Raw genomic sequence first — 16,640 nt, 5'->3', positions numbered from 1 at the left:
GGCTATCGCACCGAGCTGGCTGAGCGGGGGAGACGACCACCACTGCTGCCAGCACGGTGCCGGCGACTACTGTCACCGTCGGCCACGGTGGTCACCTCCTTGCCCTCAGTGCCAGCGGACACCGCAAGACGTGTCCGGCAAGCAGAACATGCGCGACGGTCCGGGACGCGAGCGTCGTGGCCGCCGGCAGATGTCAGGAGTCGACGCGGAGAAGGACCACGCCGTACGGGAGTGTATCTCGGCCGAAAACGCCGCGACTACCCGGCCTCTACTCAGCCTCGGCAAACCTGAACAGCCACCGCTCCTGGTCGGCGCTGTCCGGCACCGGCAGGCCACGCGCCGCCCGGATCCGCTGCCACGACTCCGCCGGGGAGAAACCGAGCCGTACCAGGGTCGCCCCGGCCAGCAGCGAGGAGCGGCCGATCCCGGCCCAGCAGTGGGTCGCCACGTACCGGCCGGCTCGGACCTCCCCGGCGAGTTGGTCGGCGAGATCGCTGACCGCCGGCAGCTGGTGGGCTTGCGGTGTGGTGCGGTCGGGGATCGGGAACCGCACATACGTCAACCCGGCGGTGGCGGCGGCGCCGGGCGCCCCGGTCAGCTCCAGCCTGGCCAGCTCATCGTCGGTCAGCGCGCAGACCAGGGTGGCCACGCCGGCCTCCGCCAGCGCGGTCATGCTCGCGGAGAGCTGCTCGCCGCCGGCGGGGTGGGCCATGGTGGCGAGCCGGCCCGGGCCAGGCCCGTCGATCAGGTGCAGGGTGGCGCGCATTGCTCATCCTTGTCGGTTGGAGATCGTGGCTCCGGTGGTTGATCTCCAAGGGTAGGGTCGGCGCGGAAGCGAGCGGATGGGGGTGGCCGGTGAACGGGAAGAAGACCCGGGTGGCGCTGGTGTTCGGCGGACGGAGCGCAGAGCACGCGATCTCGTGCCTGACCGCCGGCAGTGTGCTGAACGCGATTGATCCCGACGAGTTCGAGGTGGTGCCGATCGGTATCACCCGCGCCGGGCAGTGGGTGCTCACCACCGGCGAGCGCAGCCAGCTGGAACTCCAGGGGCGGACGCTGCCCGAGGTCACCGAGGCCGCCGGCAGCCCGGTGATGCTGCCGCCGGACCCGACCGCCCGGGGCAGGCTGGTTTTGGCCGCCACCGACGCGGTCAGCGCCCTGGGGGAGGTGGATCTGGTCTTCCCGGTGCTGCACGGCGCCTACGGAGAGGACGGCACCATCCAGGGCCTGCTGGAGATGGCCGGCGTGCCGTACGTGGGGTCGGGGGTCTTCGCCTCAGCCGCGGCGATGGACAAGGAGTTCAGCAAGCAGTTGGCGGTCGCCGCCGGGATCCCGGTCGGCCCCTACGCGGTGCTGCGGGCCGGCGCGTCGCTGCCGGCGACCGAGCGGGAGCGGTTGGGGCTGCCGGTCTTCGTGAAACCGTCGCGGGCCGGATCGTCGTTCGGCATCACCAAGGTGACCGACTGGGCGCAGTTCGACGACGCGCTCGCGGTCGCCCGGGAGGTCGATTCGAAGGTGCTGGTCGAGGCGGCGGTCGTGGGCCGGGAGATCGAGTGCGGGGTGTTAGCTGGGGAGCAGGGCGGTGAGCCGGAGGCCAGCCAGCTCGCGGAGGTCCGGCCGGCGGCCGGCCACGAGTTCTACGACTTCGAGGCGAAGTATCTGGACGACTCGCTGGAGATGGAGATTCCGGCGCCGTTGCCGGAGCGGGTGACCGCCCAACTCCAGCGGTACGCCACGACGATCTTCACGGCGTTGGACTGCGCGGGCCTGGCCCGGGTGGATTTCTTCGTCACTGCGGAGCTGGACGTCTACTTCAATGAGCTGAATACGATGCCGGGGTTCACTCCGAGCAGCGTCTTCCCCCGGGTGTGGGCAGCGAGCGGGTTGCCCTACCCGAAGCTGGTAGCCCGGCTGATCCGGACCGCCCTCGCCCGCTGAGCACCGTCGCCCGTCGTCCGTCCGCCCCGCCTGGACCTCCCATGATCAAAGTGATTCTCTGGCTGCTATAGCAGCCACCTAGTCACCATGATCTTGGCGCCGGGCGCCGGGCGCCCGGCCGGTGGGCCGGAGTCAGCAGCCGGCCGGGGCCTCGTCGGCCGACCGGATCGTCTGGGTGATGGTCTGATTGAGCGCCCCCACCTGCTGGAAGGGTCCGTCGTAGGCGGCCGGCACGTGGACCTGCACCGGCACCTCGCGGTCCAGGGTGGTCCACACGCTCTGCTCCGGGAACTCCTCGGCGTGCCAGCACACCCCGTCCTGCGGGAAGACCATGTCGGTCGGGTCGATCTCGACCGGTTCGACCCCGCAGGCCACGGTGATCGGCGGCTCGCCGTAGGCGGCGTTCTGCTCCGGGCCCTCGGTGACCAGCCGTTGCGGTAGGCCTTCGAGCTCCTGCGGCAACTGGGAGAGCAGCGCCCGGCAGACCGTCTCGTCCCATTCGCCGAGGTCCCGCGCCGGCATCGCCACCGGCTCGGCCGGCGGCGGGTCAGCCGGGGCGGTCTCGGTGGGCGTGGGTTGGGTGGTCGGGTCGGGCTCGGCGAACGCGTTGCCCAGCAGCAGGAACGTGCCGAAGCCCGCGAGCAGGGCCAACGGCACTGCGATCAACGCCGCCAGTTTGGCAGCGGAGCGGGAAACCTGATCAGCCACCCCTTACGTCTATCACTCGGTCAGAGGTGCACCACCGAGCAGGTGAGGGTGCGGGTGATGCCGGACACCAGTTGCACCCGGCTGACGATCATCTTGCCGAGTTCGTCGACGTTGCGGGCCTCGCCCAAGACGACCACGTCGTAGGGGCCGGTCACGGCGTCCACCCTGACCACCCCGTCGACCTGAGCGATCTCGGCCGCCACCTCACGGGCTTTGCCGACCTCGGTCTGGATCAGGATGTAAGCCTGAACCACGACACGCCCTCCTTCCACCACCGGCGTGGGCTTGCCCGTGAAACTACCGTACGGGACAGGGTTCGTAGGGGTAGGAGATTGCCATGAGTGTGACGCAGACCGGAGAGTTCGGCCTCATCGAGCGGATTACCGCCCGCCTGGGGCCGGCGGCGGGTGGCCGGTCCGGAGCAGGTGTGCTGCTCGGACCGGGAGATGACGCGGCGGTGGTGGCCGCGCCGGATGCGCGGGTGGTCGCCTCCACCGACGTGCTCGTCGCCGGGAGACATTTTCGGCGGGACTGGTCGAGTCCGGTGGATATCGGGCACCGGGCCGCCGCGGCGAACCTGGCCGACATCGCGGCGATGGGGGCGACCCCCACGGCGTTGCTGGTGGCGTTGTGTACCCCACCGGATCTGGAGGCCAGCTGGGTAGACGGGCTGATCGACGGGATGGTGGCCGAGGCGGCGACGGTCGGGGCGGGGCTGGTCGGCGGGGATATCTCCGCCAGCCCGACGCTGACCGTCTCGGTTACCGCGCTCGGGGATCTCGCCGGGCTGGCGCCGGTGACCCGCAGCGGGGCCCGGCCCGGCGACGTGGTGGCGATGGCCGGTCGGGTCGGCTACGCGGCAGCCGGCTACACCGTGCTGTCGCGGGGTTTCCGGTCGCCCCGGCTGCTGGTGGAGGCGTACCGCCGGCCGGAGGTGCCGTACCACGTCGGGCCAGCCGCGGCGATGCTCGGCGCCACCTCGATGATCGACATCTCGGACGGGCTGCTCGCAGATCTGGGGCACATCGCCACCGCCAGCGGGGTGGCGGTAGATCTGCGGCGGAACGTCTTCAGCCTGCCCGACCAGCTGCGCAACGCCGCCGACGCGCTCGGGGTCGACCCGTACGACTGGGTCTTCGCCGGCGGGGACGATCACCCGTTAGTGGCGACGTTCCCCGAGAACACGCTGCTGCCGGAGGAGTGGCGGCTGATCGGCTCGGTGCAGGTCGGCTCCGGGGTGACCGTCGATGGTAAGCCGCACGCCGGCCCGGCCGGATGGGACCATTTCCGGGCGAACTAGTGGCTGACCACCCCGGTTAGAGGCCGCGTAGCCTCGGAGCCGTGACCGAGGTGGAGATCCGGCCGGTGGGGTATGACGACCCGGCGGCGCAGCAACTGGTGACGGCGGCGCTGGCCGATCTGGGCCAGCGGTACGGGGGACCGGGCGACCAGACGCCGGTGGCGCCGACGCAGTTCCGCCCGCCGGAGGGCGGGTTCTTCGTCGCGTACCTGGCCGGTGAGGGGGTGGGCTGCGGTGGCTGGCGCGGCTACGCCCAGGACCGGGCCGTGGCGGAGCTGAAGCGGATGTACGTCGCCCCGGCTGCCCGCGGCCGAGGGGTGGCGCGGCGGTTGCTCGAGGCGGTCGAGCAGGCGGCCCGCCAGCATGGGCGGACCAGGATGATTCTGGAGTGCGGCGACAAGCAGCCGGAGGCGGTGACGCTCTACCGGTCGCGGGGGTACGAGCCGATCCCGCACTTCGGGTACTACAAAGACGCCCCAGGAGTGATCTCCCTGGGGCGGACTCTGTAGCGGTGGCCAGCTAGCGACCGCGAGGTTTGCCGGGGCAGGGGCGCAGCGGCGCCCCACCAGCGGCGCCGGATCAGGCGCGGGCGACCTTGCCGGCCTTCAGGCACGAGGTGCACACGCGCATCTTGCGAGTGGTGCCGCCACCGGCCGGGGTGCGGACCATCTGGATGTTCGGCAGCCAGCGGCGCCGGGTCCGGCGGTGCGAGTGGGACACGTTGTTGCCGAAACCCGGCTTCTTGCCGCAGACGTCGCACACGTGGGACACGGGACTCTCCTGAAAACTCGTGGCGAGTGGTGGGGTGCGGCGCCGGGGTCGACGCGCGCGCCAGCCCACCCTCGGCGGGCAACCGGAACAGATTACCTGACCCTGCCGGCCGGCGGCCAACCGGGCCGCGCCGGCCCGCCGCAACGCGTCGCCGCCACTAGACTGCCACGGTGCCCGAGACGTTGGACGCTGCCGTGGTGCGCCGCTGGTGCGCCGCCGCCACCGCAGCGCTCGGTCGGCACGAGCAGGAGATCAACGACCTCAACGTCTACCCCGTCCCGGACGGCGACACCGGGACGAACCTGCTGCTCACCCTTGCCGCCGCCGAGCATGTGCTGGCCGATCACCCCACGGCCGGCGAGTCGGCCGCCGCCACCTTGCGGGTGGCGGCCCGCGGGGCGCTGCTCGGCGCCCGGGGCAACTCCGGCGTGATCATCGCCCAGCTGCTGCGCGGGCTCGCGGACGCCCTCACCGCCGCTGAGCAGACCCGCGGCGACGAGCAGGCGGCCGCCGACCGGCAGCCCGGCGGTGCCGAGTTCGCCGAGGCGTTGGCCGCCGCCGCGAAGGCCAGCTACGCCGCGGTCGCTGAACCGGTGGAGGGCACCATCCTCACCGTGGCCCGGGTCGCCGCCCGGGCCGCGACCGACCACGCCGAGGATCTGGCCGCCGACGGTGCCCCGACCGCCGACGCTCTGACCACGGTGGTCCGGGCCGCTGCCGAGTCGGCCGCCGGCGCCCTGACTCGTACCCCGCAGCAGTTGCCGGTGCTCGCCGCCGCCGGTGTGGTCGACGCTGGCGGGCGCGGGCTGGTGCTGCTGCTCGATGCGCTGCTGTCGACGCTCACCGAAGACTCGACGCTGACCGAAGACTCGGCGTTGCCCGCGCCGGCTGTGGGTCACCGGCCCCAGTCGACGCCGGCGACCCCGCTGACCCGCAGCCGGGAGGCCGGCTCGCTGGCGTACGCCTACGAGGTGCAGTATCTGCTCGACGCCGACGACGCCGCGGTCACTACGCTGCGCCGTACCCTGGGGCGGTTGGGTGACTCGCTGGTGGTGGTCGGCACCGGCGACGGCACCTGGCGGGTGCACGTCCACGTCAACGACGTCGGCGCGGCGATCGAGGCCGGCGTCACCGCTGGCCGGCCGTATCAGATCGCCGTGACCAGATTCGACGAACCCGAGCCGACGCCGCCGCTGGCGACCGCCCGCGGCGCGGTGGTGGTGGCCAGCGGCCCCGGCCTGGCCGAGCTGCTCACCGCCGAGGGTGCGGTGGTGATCGGCCCCACCCCCGCCACCAAGGAGGTGCTCGCCGCCGTTCACGCCACCCGCGCGGCAGAGGTGGTGGTGCTGCCCAACGACCCGAACACCCAGGCGGTGGCGGCGACTGCGGCCGCCGAGGCGGCGGCCGAGGAGATCCGGGTCTCGGTGATCCCCACCCACTCCCCGGTGCAGGCGCTCGCCGCGCTCGCCGTCCGCGACCCGCACCGCCGCTTCGACGATGACGTCATCGCCATGGCCGAGGCCGCCGGTGCCTGCCGGTACGCGGAAGTGTGCTGGGCCGGCCGGGACGCGCTCACCGTCGCCGGCCGCTGCCGCACCGGCGACGTACTGGCGCTGGTGGAGGGGGAGGTGCACCTGATCGGCGAGGATTTGGCCGAGGTCTGCCGCCAGCTGCTGGACCGGCTGCTCGGCGGCGGTGGGGAGCTGGTGAGCCTGCTGCTCGGCGCCGACGCCCCGGCCGGGTTGGCCGAGCTGCTCACCGACCATCTCGCCGGTGGCTGGCCGTTCGTGACGGCGCAGGTGCACCAGGCCGGCCAGCCCCACTACCCGCTGGTGGTGGGGGTCGAATGAGCCCGGTCGTGGACTTCGACACGCCGTTGTCGAAAGTGGTGGGAAAGGGCCATGTGAAGCTCGGCAAGGAGCTGGAGCTGCACACGGTCCGGGAGCTGCTGTTCCACCTGCCGCGCCGGTACGAACAGCGGGGCAGCCTCACCGACATCCGGTCGCTGGAGGCCGACGAACAGGTCACCATCCAGGCCCGGGTGCTGTCGGTCCGTTCCCGCCGGATGCGCAACCGCCCCGGCAGCCTGCTGGAGGCGGTGGTCACCGACGACAGCGGCGGCACCATCACCCTGGTCTTCTTCGGCAAACACTCACTCGCCTGGCTGGAGCGGGCGCTGACGCCGGGCCGGTGGGGGCTGTTCGCCGGCAAGGTCAGCGACTACCGCTCCGGCCGGCAACAGGTACGGCAACTGGCGCACCCGAAGTATGAGCTGCTCGACGAGCCGGAAGACAGGGTCGCCGAAGACTTCGCCGCCGAACTGATCCCGATCTATCCGGCCACAAAGGAGGTCACCAGCTGGGAGCTGAGCAAGGCGATCCGGATGGTGCTGGATGTGGTGACGATGCCACCGGACCCGCTGCCCGCGGCGATCCGCAGCGGCCGCCGGCTGGCCGACCTCGGCGCCGCGCTGCGCGACATCCACCGGCCGACCTCCTGGGAGACGCTCGCTCCGGCCCGGCGGCGGCTGAAATGGGACGAAGCCTTCGCGGTGCAGCTGACCCTGGTGCAGCGGCGCCGGCGCGCCGAAGCCTGGCCGGCCACCCCCCGCCCGTACCAGGCCGGCGGCATCCTCGACGCGTTCGACGCCCGGCTGCCGTACGAGCTGACCGGCGGGCAACAGGCGGTCGGCGAGCAGCTGGCGGCCGAGCTGGCGCAGTCGCACCCGATGCACCGGCTGCTGCAGGGCGAGGTCGGCTCCGGCAAGACGGTCTGCGCGCTGCGGGCAGCGCTGCAGGTGGTCGACGCCGGCGGGCAGGCGGCGCTGCTGGCACCAACGGAGGTGCTCGCCGCCCAGCACTATCGGGGCGTGGCGGAGCTGCTGGGCCCGCTCGGCCGAGCCGGTGAGCTGGCCGGCGACACCGACGGCACCCAGCTGGCGCTGCTCACCGGCTCGCTGCCGGCGGCGGCCCGGCGGCGGGCGCTGGCGGCGGCCGCCTCCGGCGAGGCCGGGATCGTGGTCGGCACCCACGCGCTGCTCTACGACCAGGTGGCCTTCCGGGATCTGGGGCTGGTCATCGTCGACGAGCAGCACCGGTTCGGAGTGGAGCAGCGGGACGCGTTGCGGGCCAAGGCCGAGCAGCCGCCGCATGTGCTGGTGATGACCGCGACCCCGATCCCGCGTACCGTCGCGATGACTGTCTACGGTGACCTGACCGTCTCCACGCTGCGGGAGCTGCCGCGGGGCCGGTCACCGATCACCACCCACGTGGTGCCGGCGGCGGAACAGCCGGCGCTGCTGGCACGGGGCTGGCAGCGGGCCCGTGAGGAGGTCGCCGCCGGCCACCAGGTGTACGTGGTCTGCCCGCGGATCGGTGACACGGAGCCGGAGGAGGCGCCGGGGCCTGAGTCCGAGTCGGCCGACGAGTCCCGCCGACCGCCGTTGGCGGTGCTGGAGGTGGCCGAATCGCTGGCCGCTGGGCCGCTCTCGGAGCTGCGGGTGCGGGTGTTGCACGGCCGGCTGCCGGCCGACGAGAAGGACGCGGTGATGCGCGCCTTCGCCGCCGGTGAGGTGGATGTCGTGGTCTCCACCACAGTGGTCGAGGTGGGGGTGGATGTCCCCAACGCCACCATGATGATCGTGCTCGACGCCGACCGGTTCGGGGTGTCGCAGCTGCATCAGCTGCGGGGCCGGGTGGGCCGCGGGTCGGCGCCGGGGCTGTGCCTGCTGGTGACCGAGGCGGAGGCGGAGACCCCGGCCCGGGAACGGTTGGCCGCGGTCGCGTCGACACTGGACGGCTTCGAGCTGGCCGAGCTCGATGTGGAGCAGCGGCGGGAGGGTGATGTGCTGGGCGCGATGCAGTCGGGTCGGCGCTCGCACCTGCGGCTGCTGTCGTTGCTGAAGGACGCGGACCTGATCGCGGAGGCGCGGACCGAGGCGGAGCAGCTGCTGGCGGATGATCCCGAGCTGACGGAGCACCCGGGGCTGGCAGCGGTGGTTGAGGCCCTGGTCGACGAGGAGCGGGCGGAGTACCTCGAGAAGACCTGAGGTTTACCCGGTTTCCCGGCGGTAGACCAGGGTGATCAGCTGCTCGGCGGCGGCTGAGGTGTCGTAGCCGGGGTCGTGGAGCCGTTCGGCGACGATGGCGTCGACCGCGCCGCCGATGACAATGGCGGTGGTCCGCGGGTCGCCGCCGCCGACGGTCCCGCCGGCCAGCCGCGCGGCGGTGATGATCTCCGCCAGCGGCCGCCACCGGTCGGCCGGGTCGTAGTCGCCGCCGTCGTGGCTCATCGCCTCAACGATCATCCGGGTGTGGCGGGGATGCTCCCGCAGGTGCCCGATCATCGACCGGATGTACGCCGCCGGTTGCTCCGGCACCGGCGCGGCCGCTACCGCCGCCGCCACCTCGTCGGTCAGGGCGGTGAGCGCGTGGCCGTGGGCGGCCTGGATCACCGCCGCCTTGGTGGGGAAGTGGTAGAGCACCGCGGCCTTGGTGATGCCCGCGCGCTCGGCGATGCCGGAGAGCGAGGCCCCGGCGTACCCCTTGTCGGCGACCAGCTCGATGGTGACCTCGATCAGCTGCGCCCGGCGGGCGCGCTCGGTCAACGTCGGCTCGCCGCCGCCGCGGCTGGTGCGTCCGGTTGTCATGGCGGCCAGCTTACCGTACGGTGGAATCACTGACCGATCGGTTAGTAGTGTCGTGGGGAGGAAGATTGATGAGTGAGCCGGCGACCCGACGGCCGCGCCACCGCTGGCGGCGCCGGCAGACCGTGCTGGTGGCGGCCGGGGCGGCGCTGGTGCTGCTGCTCGTCGCCGGCGTCTTCGCGCTGCGCAGCCCGTCTCCGGTCGGGCACTGGGACAGCGCCGACGGGCACGACCGCTACCTGGCGGCCTACACCGAGGCCTTCGCCGACCTGCCCGAGCCGCAGCAGACCCACGATGTGCGCACCGACTTCGGGGTGGTGCGGGTCTACCGGTTCGCCGGCACCGGCGACGCCGCCGCCCCGCTGGTCCTGCTGCCGGGGCGCGCCGCGGCCAGCCCGGTGTGGGCCGACAACCTCCCGCTGCTGCTGGAGATCGGCGACGTCTACACCATCGACCTGCTCGGAGAACCGGGCAAGAGCGTGCAGGAACGCCCGATCCGCGACGACGCGGACCAGGCCGAATGGCTGCACCAGACCCTGCAGGCGCTGCCCGAGCCAGAATTCCACATCGTCGGCATGTCGATCGGCGGCTGGACTGCGGTGAACCTGGCGATTCATCGACCGGCCACGGTCGCCTCGGTGACCACTGTCGACCCGGTCTTCGTTTTTGCGGACATGCCGCTGGGCACGATCGTGCGGTCTATCCCTGCGTCGTTGCCGTGGCTGCCGAAATCCTGGCGGGACAGCTTCAACTCCTACACCGCCGGCGGCGCCGAGGTCGAGGACGTGCCGGTCGCCGACATGATCGAGGCGGGGATGCAGCACTACCGGCTCCGGTTGCCGCAGCCGAGCAGGATCAGCGAGGACGAGCTGGCGGGGTTGGGCGTGCCGGTGCTCGCGATCATCGCCGGCGACTCGGTCATGCACGACGCGGAGCGCGCCGCCGCCACCGCCGAACGCGCCCTACCCGACGGCGTCGTCCACCTCTACGACGGAGCTTCGCACGCGGTGAACGGCGAACACCCCGAGCAGATCGCCGACGACCTCGACGCCTTCCTCGAGCGGAACTCCTAACCAGCCGCTGCTGTCACATCGACACTCCTCGGTTGCCTTGACATGGAGTGACGACCAGGGGGCAGTTTGGGTCTGATGTCCGATGTGCGACTACGGAGGGTGGTTGGGGTTGCGCCTGCTGTTGTAGGCCGTTTATGGTCCTGGGACAACCTTTCCGGCGGGGGATCTGACCTGAAGGGACTCTGTCACATGGGTAACCCTGCCGATGTGTGGTTGGTTGCTGCGCCTGTGGGGCGGCGATATCGACGGGTGGTGAGGTCTCTCCGGTCTGCCGTCGTCCGTTGGACGGCGGCTTTGTTGTGTCTGGTGCTGGTGGTGGCGGTCGAGCAGCCGGCGTTAGCGCAGGGTCCGGACGGTGCACCGTCAACATTGTGCGCCGCGCAGGAAGGCCCTTATGGCCTTACGGCCGGGGACCATGGTTCCGCGGCGCGGTTGGCGGCTGAGTGTGGCGAGTCGGTGGAGATCGAGGCTGGGCGGAGCCCGACGCAGCGGCAGGTCGCGGAGCCGGATGGTTCGGTGACGTTGGAGAGCTATCTGCGGCCGCAGTGGGCGCGGGATGCGGCGGGGGAGTGGGTGGATGTTGACCCGCAGCTGGTGCCGGATGGTGCGGGCGGGTTCACTACGGCAGCGTCGGTGGTCGACATTGAGGTGTCTGGTGGTGGTGCCGGTGCGCTGGTGCGGGCGACCGATCAGGCAGGGCGCTGGTTAAGCGTGACCTGGCCGGACACACTCCCTGAGCCCGCGGTCGAGGGCGCGTCGGCGACCTTTCCGGGGGTGTTCGAGGGGGTTGACCTGCGGGTCACCGCGGGCGTGGACTCGTTCGCCTACATGCTGGTGGTGCACTCGGCCGAGGCGGCGGCGGTGGAGTTGGCCGATGTGGGGGTTCGGCTGGCGGCGGAGGAGTTGGAGGTTGCCCAGGAGCCGACTGGTGGGGTAGTGGCGGTTGACCCCGACGGTGAGGTGGTGTTCGGTGCCCCGGGCGCGGCGATGTGGGACTCGTCGGTTGCCGGTCTGGACATCGAGCAGCAGGCATCGTTAGCACAGGGGAACCCGGAGTGGGGAGCATCCCAGTATAGGCATGAGGACGATCCGCAACCGGGACAGCGGGTAGATCTGGATCTCTCGCTCGATGGCGACGTCCTCCATGTCCTGACTGACGTGGAGTTTCTCTCCGACCCCAGCGTGGCGTTCCCAGTGACGATCGATCCCACCTTCTCTGCTGCTAAGACGGCGTGGACGGTGGTCGCCGATGGCCAGTACAGCAACACCACCTGGTGGGACGACAACGCCTGGCCACGTGACGGGTTCGGTGGACGAATCCGGATGGGGTATGACAGCAGAGATGGGCTCAGTTGGCGTTCGATGGCTAGTTTCGACGTCGCCGGGATCGGGTCATCGGTAGTTAATAGCGCGGAACTCGGGTTGAGAGTGCGACATGTACACACCTGTGCGTCCGGCAACGCGTCCGCCAGAGTCTTTGTCGAGGTCGGCAGATCCGATGCCCTCGTCCAAGATGAGGTGCCGACCTCCTGGAGTTCGACGAGCGGTGGTTGGTTTGCCGACGGGCGGCTCGCCACGGCGCCCTATCCCGATTTTGTGGTGGAAGCTGGAACCTGCGGTGGTGTCGATGTGATCGGCGCGGGCGGTGGTCGAGACATGACGGTCGGTGGTGCTGACCTGCGTGGTCTGCTGCAGCACCAGGCCGATTCTTCGGGTGAGGTCGTCACCCTGGGCTTGGATGCCTACGGCGAGCACAGCGCAGCTCGGGCCACGGGATATGCGGATTCGCTGGCGTTGACGGTCAACTACACGCCGGTGGTGGCGGTGCCGACTGATCTGTCCACCGGTGGGGTGGGGTGTTTGGCGCCGGCTGGTTCGCGGGTGTCTGGTGCGTTGCCGGTGTTGGCGGGTGTTCCCCGCAATAGTGAGGGCACGGTGGTGGCGGAGTTTGAGCTGCGGACGTTGGGTGGGTCGCAGCCGTTGCAGTCGTGGATATCGGAGGTGCTTGCCTCGGGGGAGCCGGTGGGGTGGCAGGTGGCGGAGTCGTTGCCGGATGGGGAGTATCGGTGGCGGATGCGTTCGGAGCATCCGGATTCGGGTGTGAGTAGTGGTTGGTCTGGGTGGTGTGAGTTTCGGGTGGATTCGTTGGTGGATGTGGAGCCGCCGGCGGAGTTTGAGGAGCCGATGGAGTGTCCGGTGACGGTGCCGGCCTCGGGGGAGGAGTTGCTGGAGGCCGCGGATGAGTCGATGGCGTTGTTGTTGGCGCAGGTGTGTGATGCCGAGGTGGAGGCGCTGTCGGAGCGGGAGTTCGGTATGCGGGTGGTGGCTCGGCCGGATGGCAATCTGGTGGCCGAGCAGTACACGATGCCGCGGTGGGCCCACGATGAGGATGGTGAGTGGGCGGAGGTGGACCCCGCCTTTGAGGCGGATGGGCAGGGGCGGTTGGTGACCTCGGTGGCGGTGTCGCAGGTCGAGGTTTCTGCTGGTGGCGAGGCTGATCCGTTGGTGACGGCGACGGATCCTGATGGTGGGTCAGTGTCCTTGTGGTGGCCTGATGAGCTGCCGACACCGGTGGTCGATGGGGAGACGGTCACGTATCCCGAGGTGTTCGACGAGGTGGATCTGCAGGTGACCGCCGGTGTGGACGGGTTTTCGTATGTGCTGGTGGTGAAGTCGGCTGCGGCTGCCGTGTCGCCGGAGCTGGCGGCGGTTGAGGTGGGCATCACCGCGGGGGACGGGTTCGATCTGTTGCAGGATGCCGATGGTGTGGTGATGGTCCGCGATGGTGCGGGTGAGGCGGTGTTTTCGTCGCCGGCGGCGTATATGTGGGACTCTTCGGAGCCGGTGGCTGCCGAGTCGGGTGCGGGGATCAGTGGCGAGGGTGAGGGGTCGGGGGATCCGGAGCCGACGCCGGGTCGGATTGCGCAGATGCCGTTGGACCTCGACGGTGGTGTGCTGCGGGTGGAGCCTGATCAGGATTTGTTGTCGGATCCGGATGTCGAGTTTCCGGTGATGATCGACCCGCCGTTTACTGGCAGGCATACGCATTGGGCGAGTGTGCATCAGCAGCAGGCTGGCCGGGGTTGGACCGATGATTCGGCGTGGCCGCGGCAGGGTGGCATGCGGGTCGGCAGGTTGGGTAACTGGCCGAACAGTCAGCCGTGTCAGGACGCGTGCGGGCTGTGGCGTTCGGCGGTGCGGTTCAACATCAACAGGTTGAGTGGGCGGCATATCGTCTCGGCGCAGGTGAAGCTCACCCAGACCCACACGTCCGGATGCGGCACCTACGGGTTGCAGTTGTGGTATGTCACGGCGATCACCTCTGGGGTGACGTGGAATCAGATGCAGTCGCGGTGGCAGAACCAGCTGCAGTCGCAGAATGTCGCCTCGTCTAATAGTGGCTGTGGGCTGCCCAATCGGGGTGTGACGTTCGGTGCGTCGGCGGTGCGTTCTCGGGTGCAGACCCACGCTAACGCGGGGCATTCGCAGCTGTCGTTCGGGCTGCGTTCGACTCCGGAGTCGTCGATCGATCCGTATCGGCGGATCGCGCCGGGCAGTCTGGCGTTGGAGGTGGTGTATAACCAGTTCGCGCAGATGCCGACCAACCTGTCGACGGATGGGCGTGGGTGTGCTACCTCTGGTCCGGGTCCGTGGTTGACCACGCAGCGGCCGACGTTGTCGGGTGTGCCGCGGGATCCGGATGGGCGTACGGGGGCGCATCTGCAGATTCGGCGGATCGGTTCGTCGGCGACGCATTACAGCTGGCAAACCGCCCGCAACCGGAACCACAACACGGTGGTGAACCATCGGATTCCCACCTCCGATCGGCTTTCGTCCGGGTCGTATCGGTGGCGGATGCGTTCGTTGGACAACCTGGCTTCGGCGGGGGCGTCGGATTGGCGGCAGTGGTGCTATTTCCGGGTGGATGTGACCTCGCCGACCGCGCCGACGGTGGAGGTGGTCGGTGATCCACCCGCGGCGGGCGATGAGGTGACGCTGCGGTTCCGTTCGTCGGATGCGCATTCGGGGCTGGACCGGTTCGAGTTCGGCATCAACGAGGAGGTGCGTCGGCAGCAGGTGTCTGCCTCGTCGTCGGGCACGGCCGAGGTGACGTTCACCGCCAGCGAGTCCGGTGGTCACATGTGGGTGTATGTGTGGTCGCGGGACAACGCCGGGAATCTGTCGAACCGATCGGTGTTCGACTTCTACGCGGCCCGGTTTGTGGAGGCGACGCCAGCGGCGGCGTGGCGGCTGGACGGCGACGCGGTCGACGACTCGGGGCAGGGCCACGAGTTGATGTTCGGCAACGGCGCCGACTGGGAGGCCGACGCCGGCCTGCCGGGCGACACGTCACTCGGGTTTGACGGTGAGGGCTGTGTATCGACCACCGCGCCGGTGGTTCGTACTGATGCTGAGTACACGGTTTCGGCGTGGGTGCGGCTGGACGACAATAGTCAGCGGCAGACCGTCATGGGGCCGGCCGGTGACGGGCGGATGGGTTTCTACCTGCGCTATCGGCAGGCCAGCGACCAGTGGCAGTTCATGCTCGGTCAGAACGATGACCGGGAGCAGGTGTTCGCCAGTCTGTTCTCGGCGCAGGCGCCCGTGGTGGGGCAGTGGACTCACATCACGGTGCGGGTGGACCCCGCGGCCCGGTATATGCAGATGTTCATCGACGGGCAGTTGGTGGACGGGCGGGCTATCCCGTGGGCGACCTGGAACGCCACGGGGCCGATGTATGTCGGCTGTTCGGCCCGCAACTCCGGCTACACCTGGGACTATTTCGACGGTGCGATCCACCATGTCGGGGTGTGGCAGGGGCTGCGCACGGTGGATGAGATCGAGGCGGCGTATCAGGGTGAGCTGCCGGCGGGTCTGACCGGCGACTGGCAGCTGCGCGGCGACGGTCGCGACTCTTCCGACCACGTCCGCGGGGTAGAGGTCCCTACCGGGGTTGGGTTCGTCGACGACCAGTACGGCAGGCAACGCTCGGCGATGCAGCTGCCCGGTGGGCTCGAGGCGCAGGCGCAGACCCCGGTGGTCAAGACCGATCAGGCGTTTTCGGTGGCGGCGTGGGCGCGGCTGGATGACAAGGGCGGGTTCCGGACGGTGGTGTCGCAGGGCGGCGAGCATGTGAACACGTTCAACCTTGGCTATCACGGCTCGCTTGATCGGTGGCAGTTGTCGATGCCGTCAAATGATGCGGCTGCGCCGGCGCATTGGCATCATGCGTTGTCGGCGGGGGCGCCGCAGGTGGGGCAGTGGTATCACCTGGTTGGGGTGTTCGATCCTGCCGCGGGCCGGTTGCGGCTCTACGTCGATGGTGCTTTGTCGGGGTCCAACAACGGGCCGGCGCAGCCGTGGCGGGGGCAGGACACGTTGCTGATCGGTGCCGGCGGCACCGCGGACGGTTCCCGGTTCAACCACATGGTCGGTGCGATCTCCGACGTCAAGACCTGGCGCGGTGCGCTCACCGATGAGCAGGCGGCGCACGCCTACGGCGGCAACCCGGCGGTGGAGTGGCTGTCCCAGTGGAACCTGAACGGTAACGGTCAGGACGTGCGAGGCAATCATCCGTTGACGATGGTGGGGACCGATGGCGTCGACTACGAGTGGGTTTCGGACCAGCGGTGTCGCCCGTTCCACGCGCTTGGACTGCACCTGTCGGGTGCCGGTCACGCGGTGACCTCCGGCCCGGTGGTGACGACGGATGAGTCGTTCACGGTTACCGCCTGGGTGAAGGTTGACTCGATTGGTGGTTACCAGACGGTGCTGTCGCAGGCCGGGCAGACCAGGTCGGCGTTTTACCTGCAGGCGACGCCGGAGGGGGCATGGCGGTTCGCCATGCCGCAAGAGGACGCCGACTCCACTGCTTGGGTCGCCGCTGACTCCTCAACCGGTGCGGTTCAGGAGGGTCAGTGGACCCATCTGGCCGGTGTGTTCGACCTGGCCGCTGGGGAGATACGGCTTTACGTCGACGGCCAGCTCGAAGCGACTGGCTCGGGTATAACGGCGCCTTGGCAGGCTGCGGGTTCGCTCTACATCGGTGCCGGGCTCGACGATGGGCAGGTTGCGCAGAACCTCCAGGGTGCGGTGGACATGGCTACCGCTTGGTCGTCGACCGTCGATCCTGACCGGCTGCTTGAGATGGGCCGGTCGACGGGTGTGCCCGGCTTCTGTCCGTTCTGATCTCTGAATTTCTCAT

The 16,640-nt window shown here is 70.0% G+C and carries 12 protein-coding genes; 7 read left to right on the top strand and 5 right to left on the bottom strand.

The features are described 5' to 3' along the window. Positions 1-268: 268 nt before the first annotated feature. A complete protein-coding gene (locus JQS43_RS18705; RefSeq protein WP_239675685.1) occupies positions 269-766 on the bottom strand; it encodes a protein-tyrosine phosphatase family protein in 498 nt (165 codons plus the stop codon). An 89-nt stretch (positions 767-855) separates the two neighbouring features. On the opposite strand from JQS43_RS18705, the gene JQS43_RS18700 reads away from it, so the two are divergent. Further along, positions 856-1,938: a D-alanine--D-alanine ligase family protein gene (locus tag JQS43_RS18700; protein WP_239675684.1), complete on the top strand. Its 1,083-nt coding sequence runs from the start codon at positions 856-858 to the stop codon at positions 1,936-1,938. A 132-nt stretch (positions 1,939-2,070) separates the two neighbouring features. Here JQS43_RS18700 and JQS43_RS18695 read toward each other — a convergent pair whose 3' ends face one another. After that, the gene (locus JQS43_RS18695; protein WP_239675683.1) at positions 2,071-2,646 is read right to left on the bottom strand and encodes a DUF3515 domain-containing protein; all 576 of its coding nucleotides are present in this window, start codon (positions 2,644-2,646) and stop codon (positions 2,071-2,073) included. A 20-nt stretch (positions 2,647-2,666) separates the two neighbouring features. Further along, the gene (locus JQS43_RS18690) at positions 2,667-2,900 is read right to left on the bottom strand and encodes an Lrp/AsnC ligand binding domain-containing protein (RefSeq protein ID WP_239675682.1); all 234 of its coding nucleotides are present in this window, start codon (positions 2,898-2,900) and stop codon (positions 2,667-2,669) included. A gap of 83 nt (positions 2,901-2,983) precedes the next feature. Between JQS43_RS18690 and JQS43_RS18685 the strand changes: the two genes are divergently transcribed. Both JQS43_RS18685 and JQS43_RS18680 read left to right on the top strand, forming a co-directional pair. Further along, on the top strand, positions 2,984-3,946 hold the full coding sequence (locus JQS43_RS18685; RefSeq protein ID WP_239675681.1) for a thiamine-phosphate kinase: 963 nt from the start codon (positions 2,984-2,986) through the stop codon (positions 3,944-3,946). Between the two features lie 41 nt (positions 3,947-3,987). After that, the gene (locus JQS43_RS18680) at positions 3,988-4,455 is read left to right on the top strand and encodes a GNAT family N-acetyltransferase (RefSeq protein WP_239675680.1); all 468 of its coding nucleotides are present in this window, start codon (positions 3,988-3,990) and stop codon (positions 4,453-4,455) included. 70 nt (positions 4,456-4,525) lie between these two features. On the opposite strand, the gene rpmB is transcribed toward JQS43_RS18680, so the two are convergent. After that, positions 4,526-4,717: a 50S ribosomal protein L28 gene (rpmB, locus tag JQS43_RS18675; RefSeq protein WP_239675679.1), complete on the bottom strand. Its 192-nt coding sequence runs from the start codon at positions 4,715-4,717 to the stop codon at positions 4,526-4,528. Positions 4,718-4,887: 170 nt separating this feature from the next. On the opposite strand from rpmB, the gene JQS43_RS18670 reads away from it, so the two are divergent. Continuing rightward, a complete protein-coding gene (locus tag JQS43_RS18670) occupies positions 4,888-6,567 on the top strand; it encodes a DAK2 domain-containing protein (protein ID WP_239675678.1) in 1,680 nt (559 codons plus the stop codon). After that, complete coding sequence (gene recG / locus JQS43_RS18665; RefSeq protein WP_239675677.1) at positions 6,564-8,765, top strand: ATP-dependent DNA helicase RecG; 2,202 nt, start codon at positions 6,564-6,566, stop codon at positions 8,763-8,765. The genes JQS43_RS18670 and recG overlap by 4 nt, the downstream gene beginning before the upstream one ends. Before the next feature lie 3 nt (positions 8,766-8,768). On the opposite strand, the gene JQS43_RS18660 is transcribed toward recG, so the two are convergent. After that, complete coding sequence (locus JQS43_RS18660) at positions 8,769-9,365, bottom strand: TetR/AcrR family transcriptional regulator (protein WP_239675676.1); 597 nt, start codon at positions 9,363-9,365, stop codon at positions 8,769-8,771. 68 nt (positions 9,366-9,433) lie between these two features. On the opposite strand from JQS43_RS18660, the gene JQS43_RS18655 reads away from it, so the two are divergent. Beyond that, positions 9,434-10,435: an alpha/beta fold hydrolase gene (locus JQS43_RS18655; RefSeq protein WP_239675675.1), complete on the top strand. Its 1,002-nt coding sequence runs from the start codon at positions 9,434-9,436 to the stop codon at positions 10,433-10,435. A gap of 252 nt (positions 10,436-10,687) precedes the next feature. Further along, a complete protein-coding gene (locus JQS43_RS18650; protein ID WP_239675674.1) occupies positions 10,688-16,624 on the top strand; it encodes a LamG domain-containing protein in 5,937 nt (1,978 codons plus the stop codon). The last annotated feature ends 16 nt before the right edge of the window (positions 16,625-16,640 follow it).

The organism is Natronosporangium hydrolyticum (assembly GCF_016925615.1).
Classification (GTDB): Bacteria; Actinomycetota; Actinomycetes; order Mycobacteriales; family Micromonosporaceae; genus Natronosporangium; species Natronosporangium hydrolyticum.
This window is presented reverse-complemented; position numbering and strand designations above follow the sequence as displayed.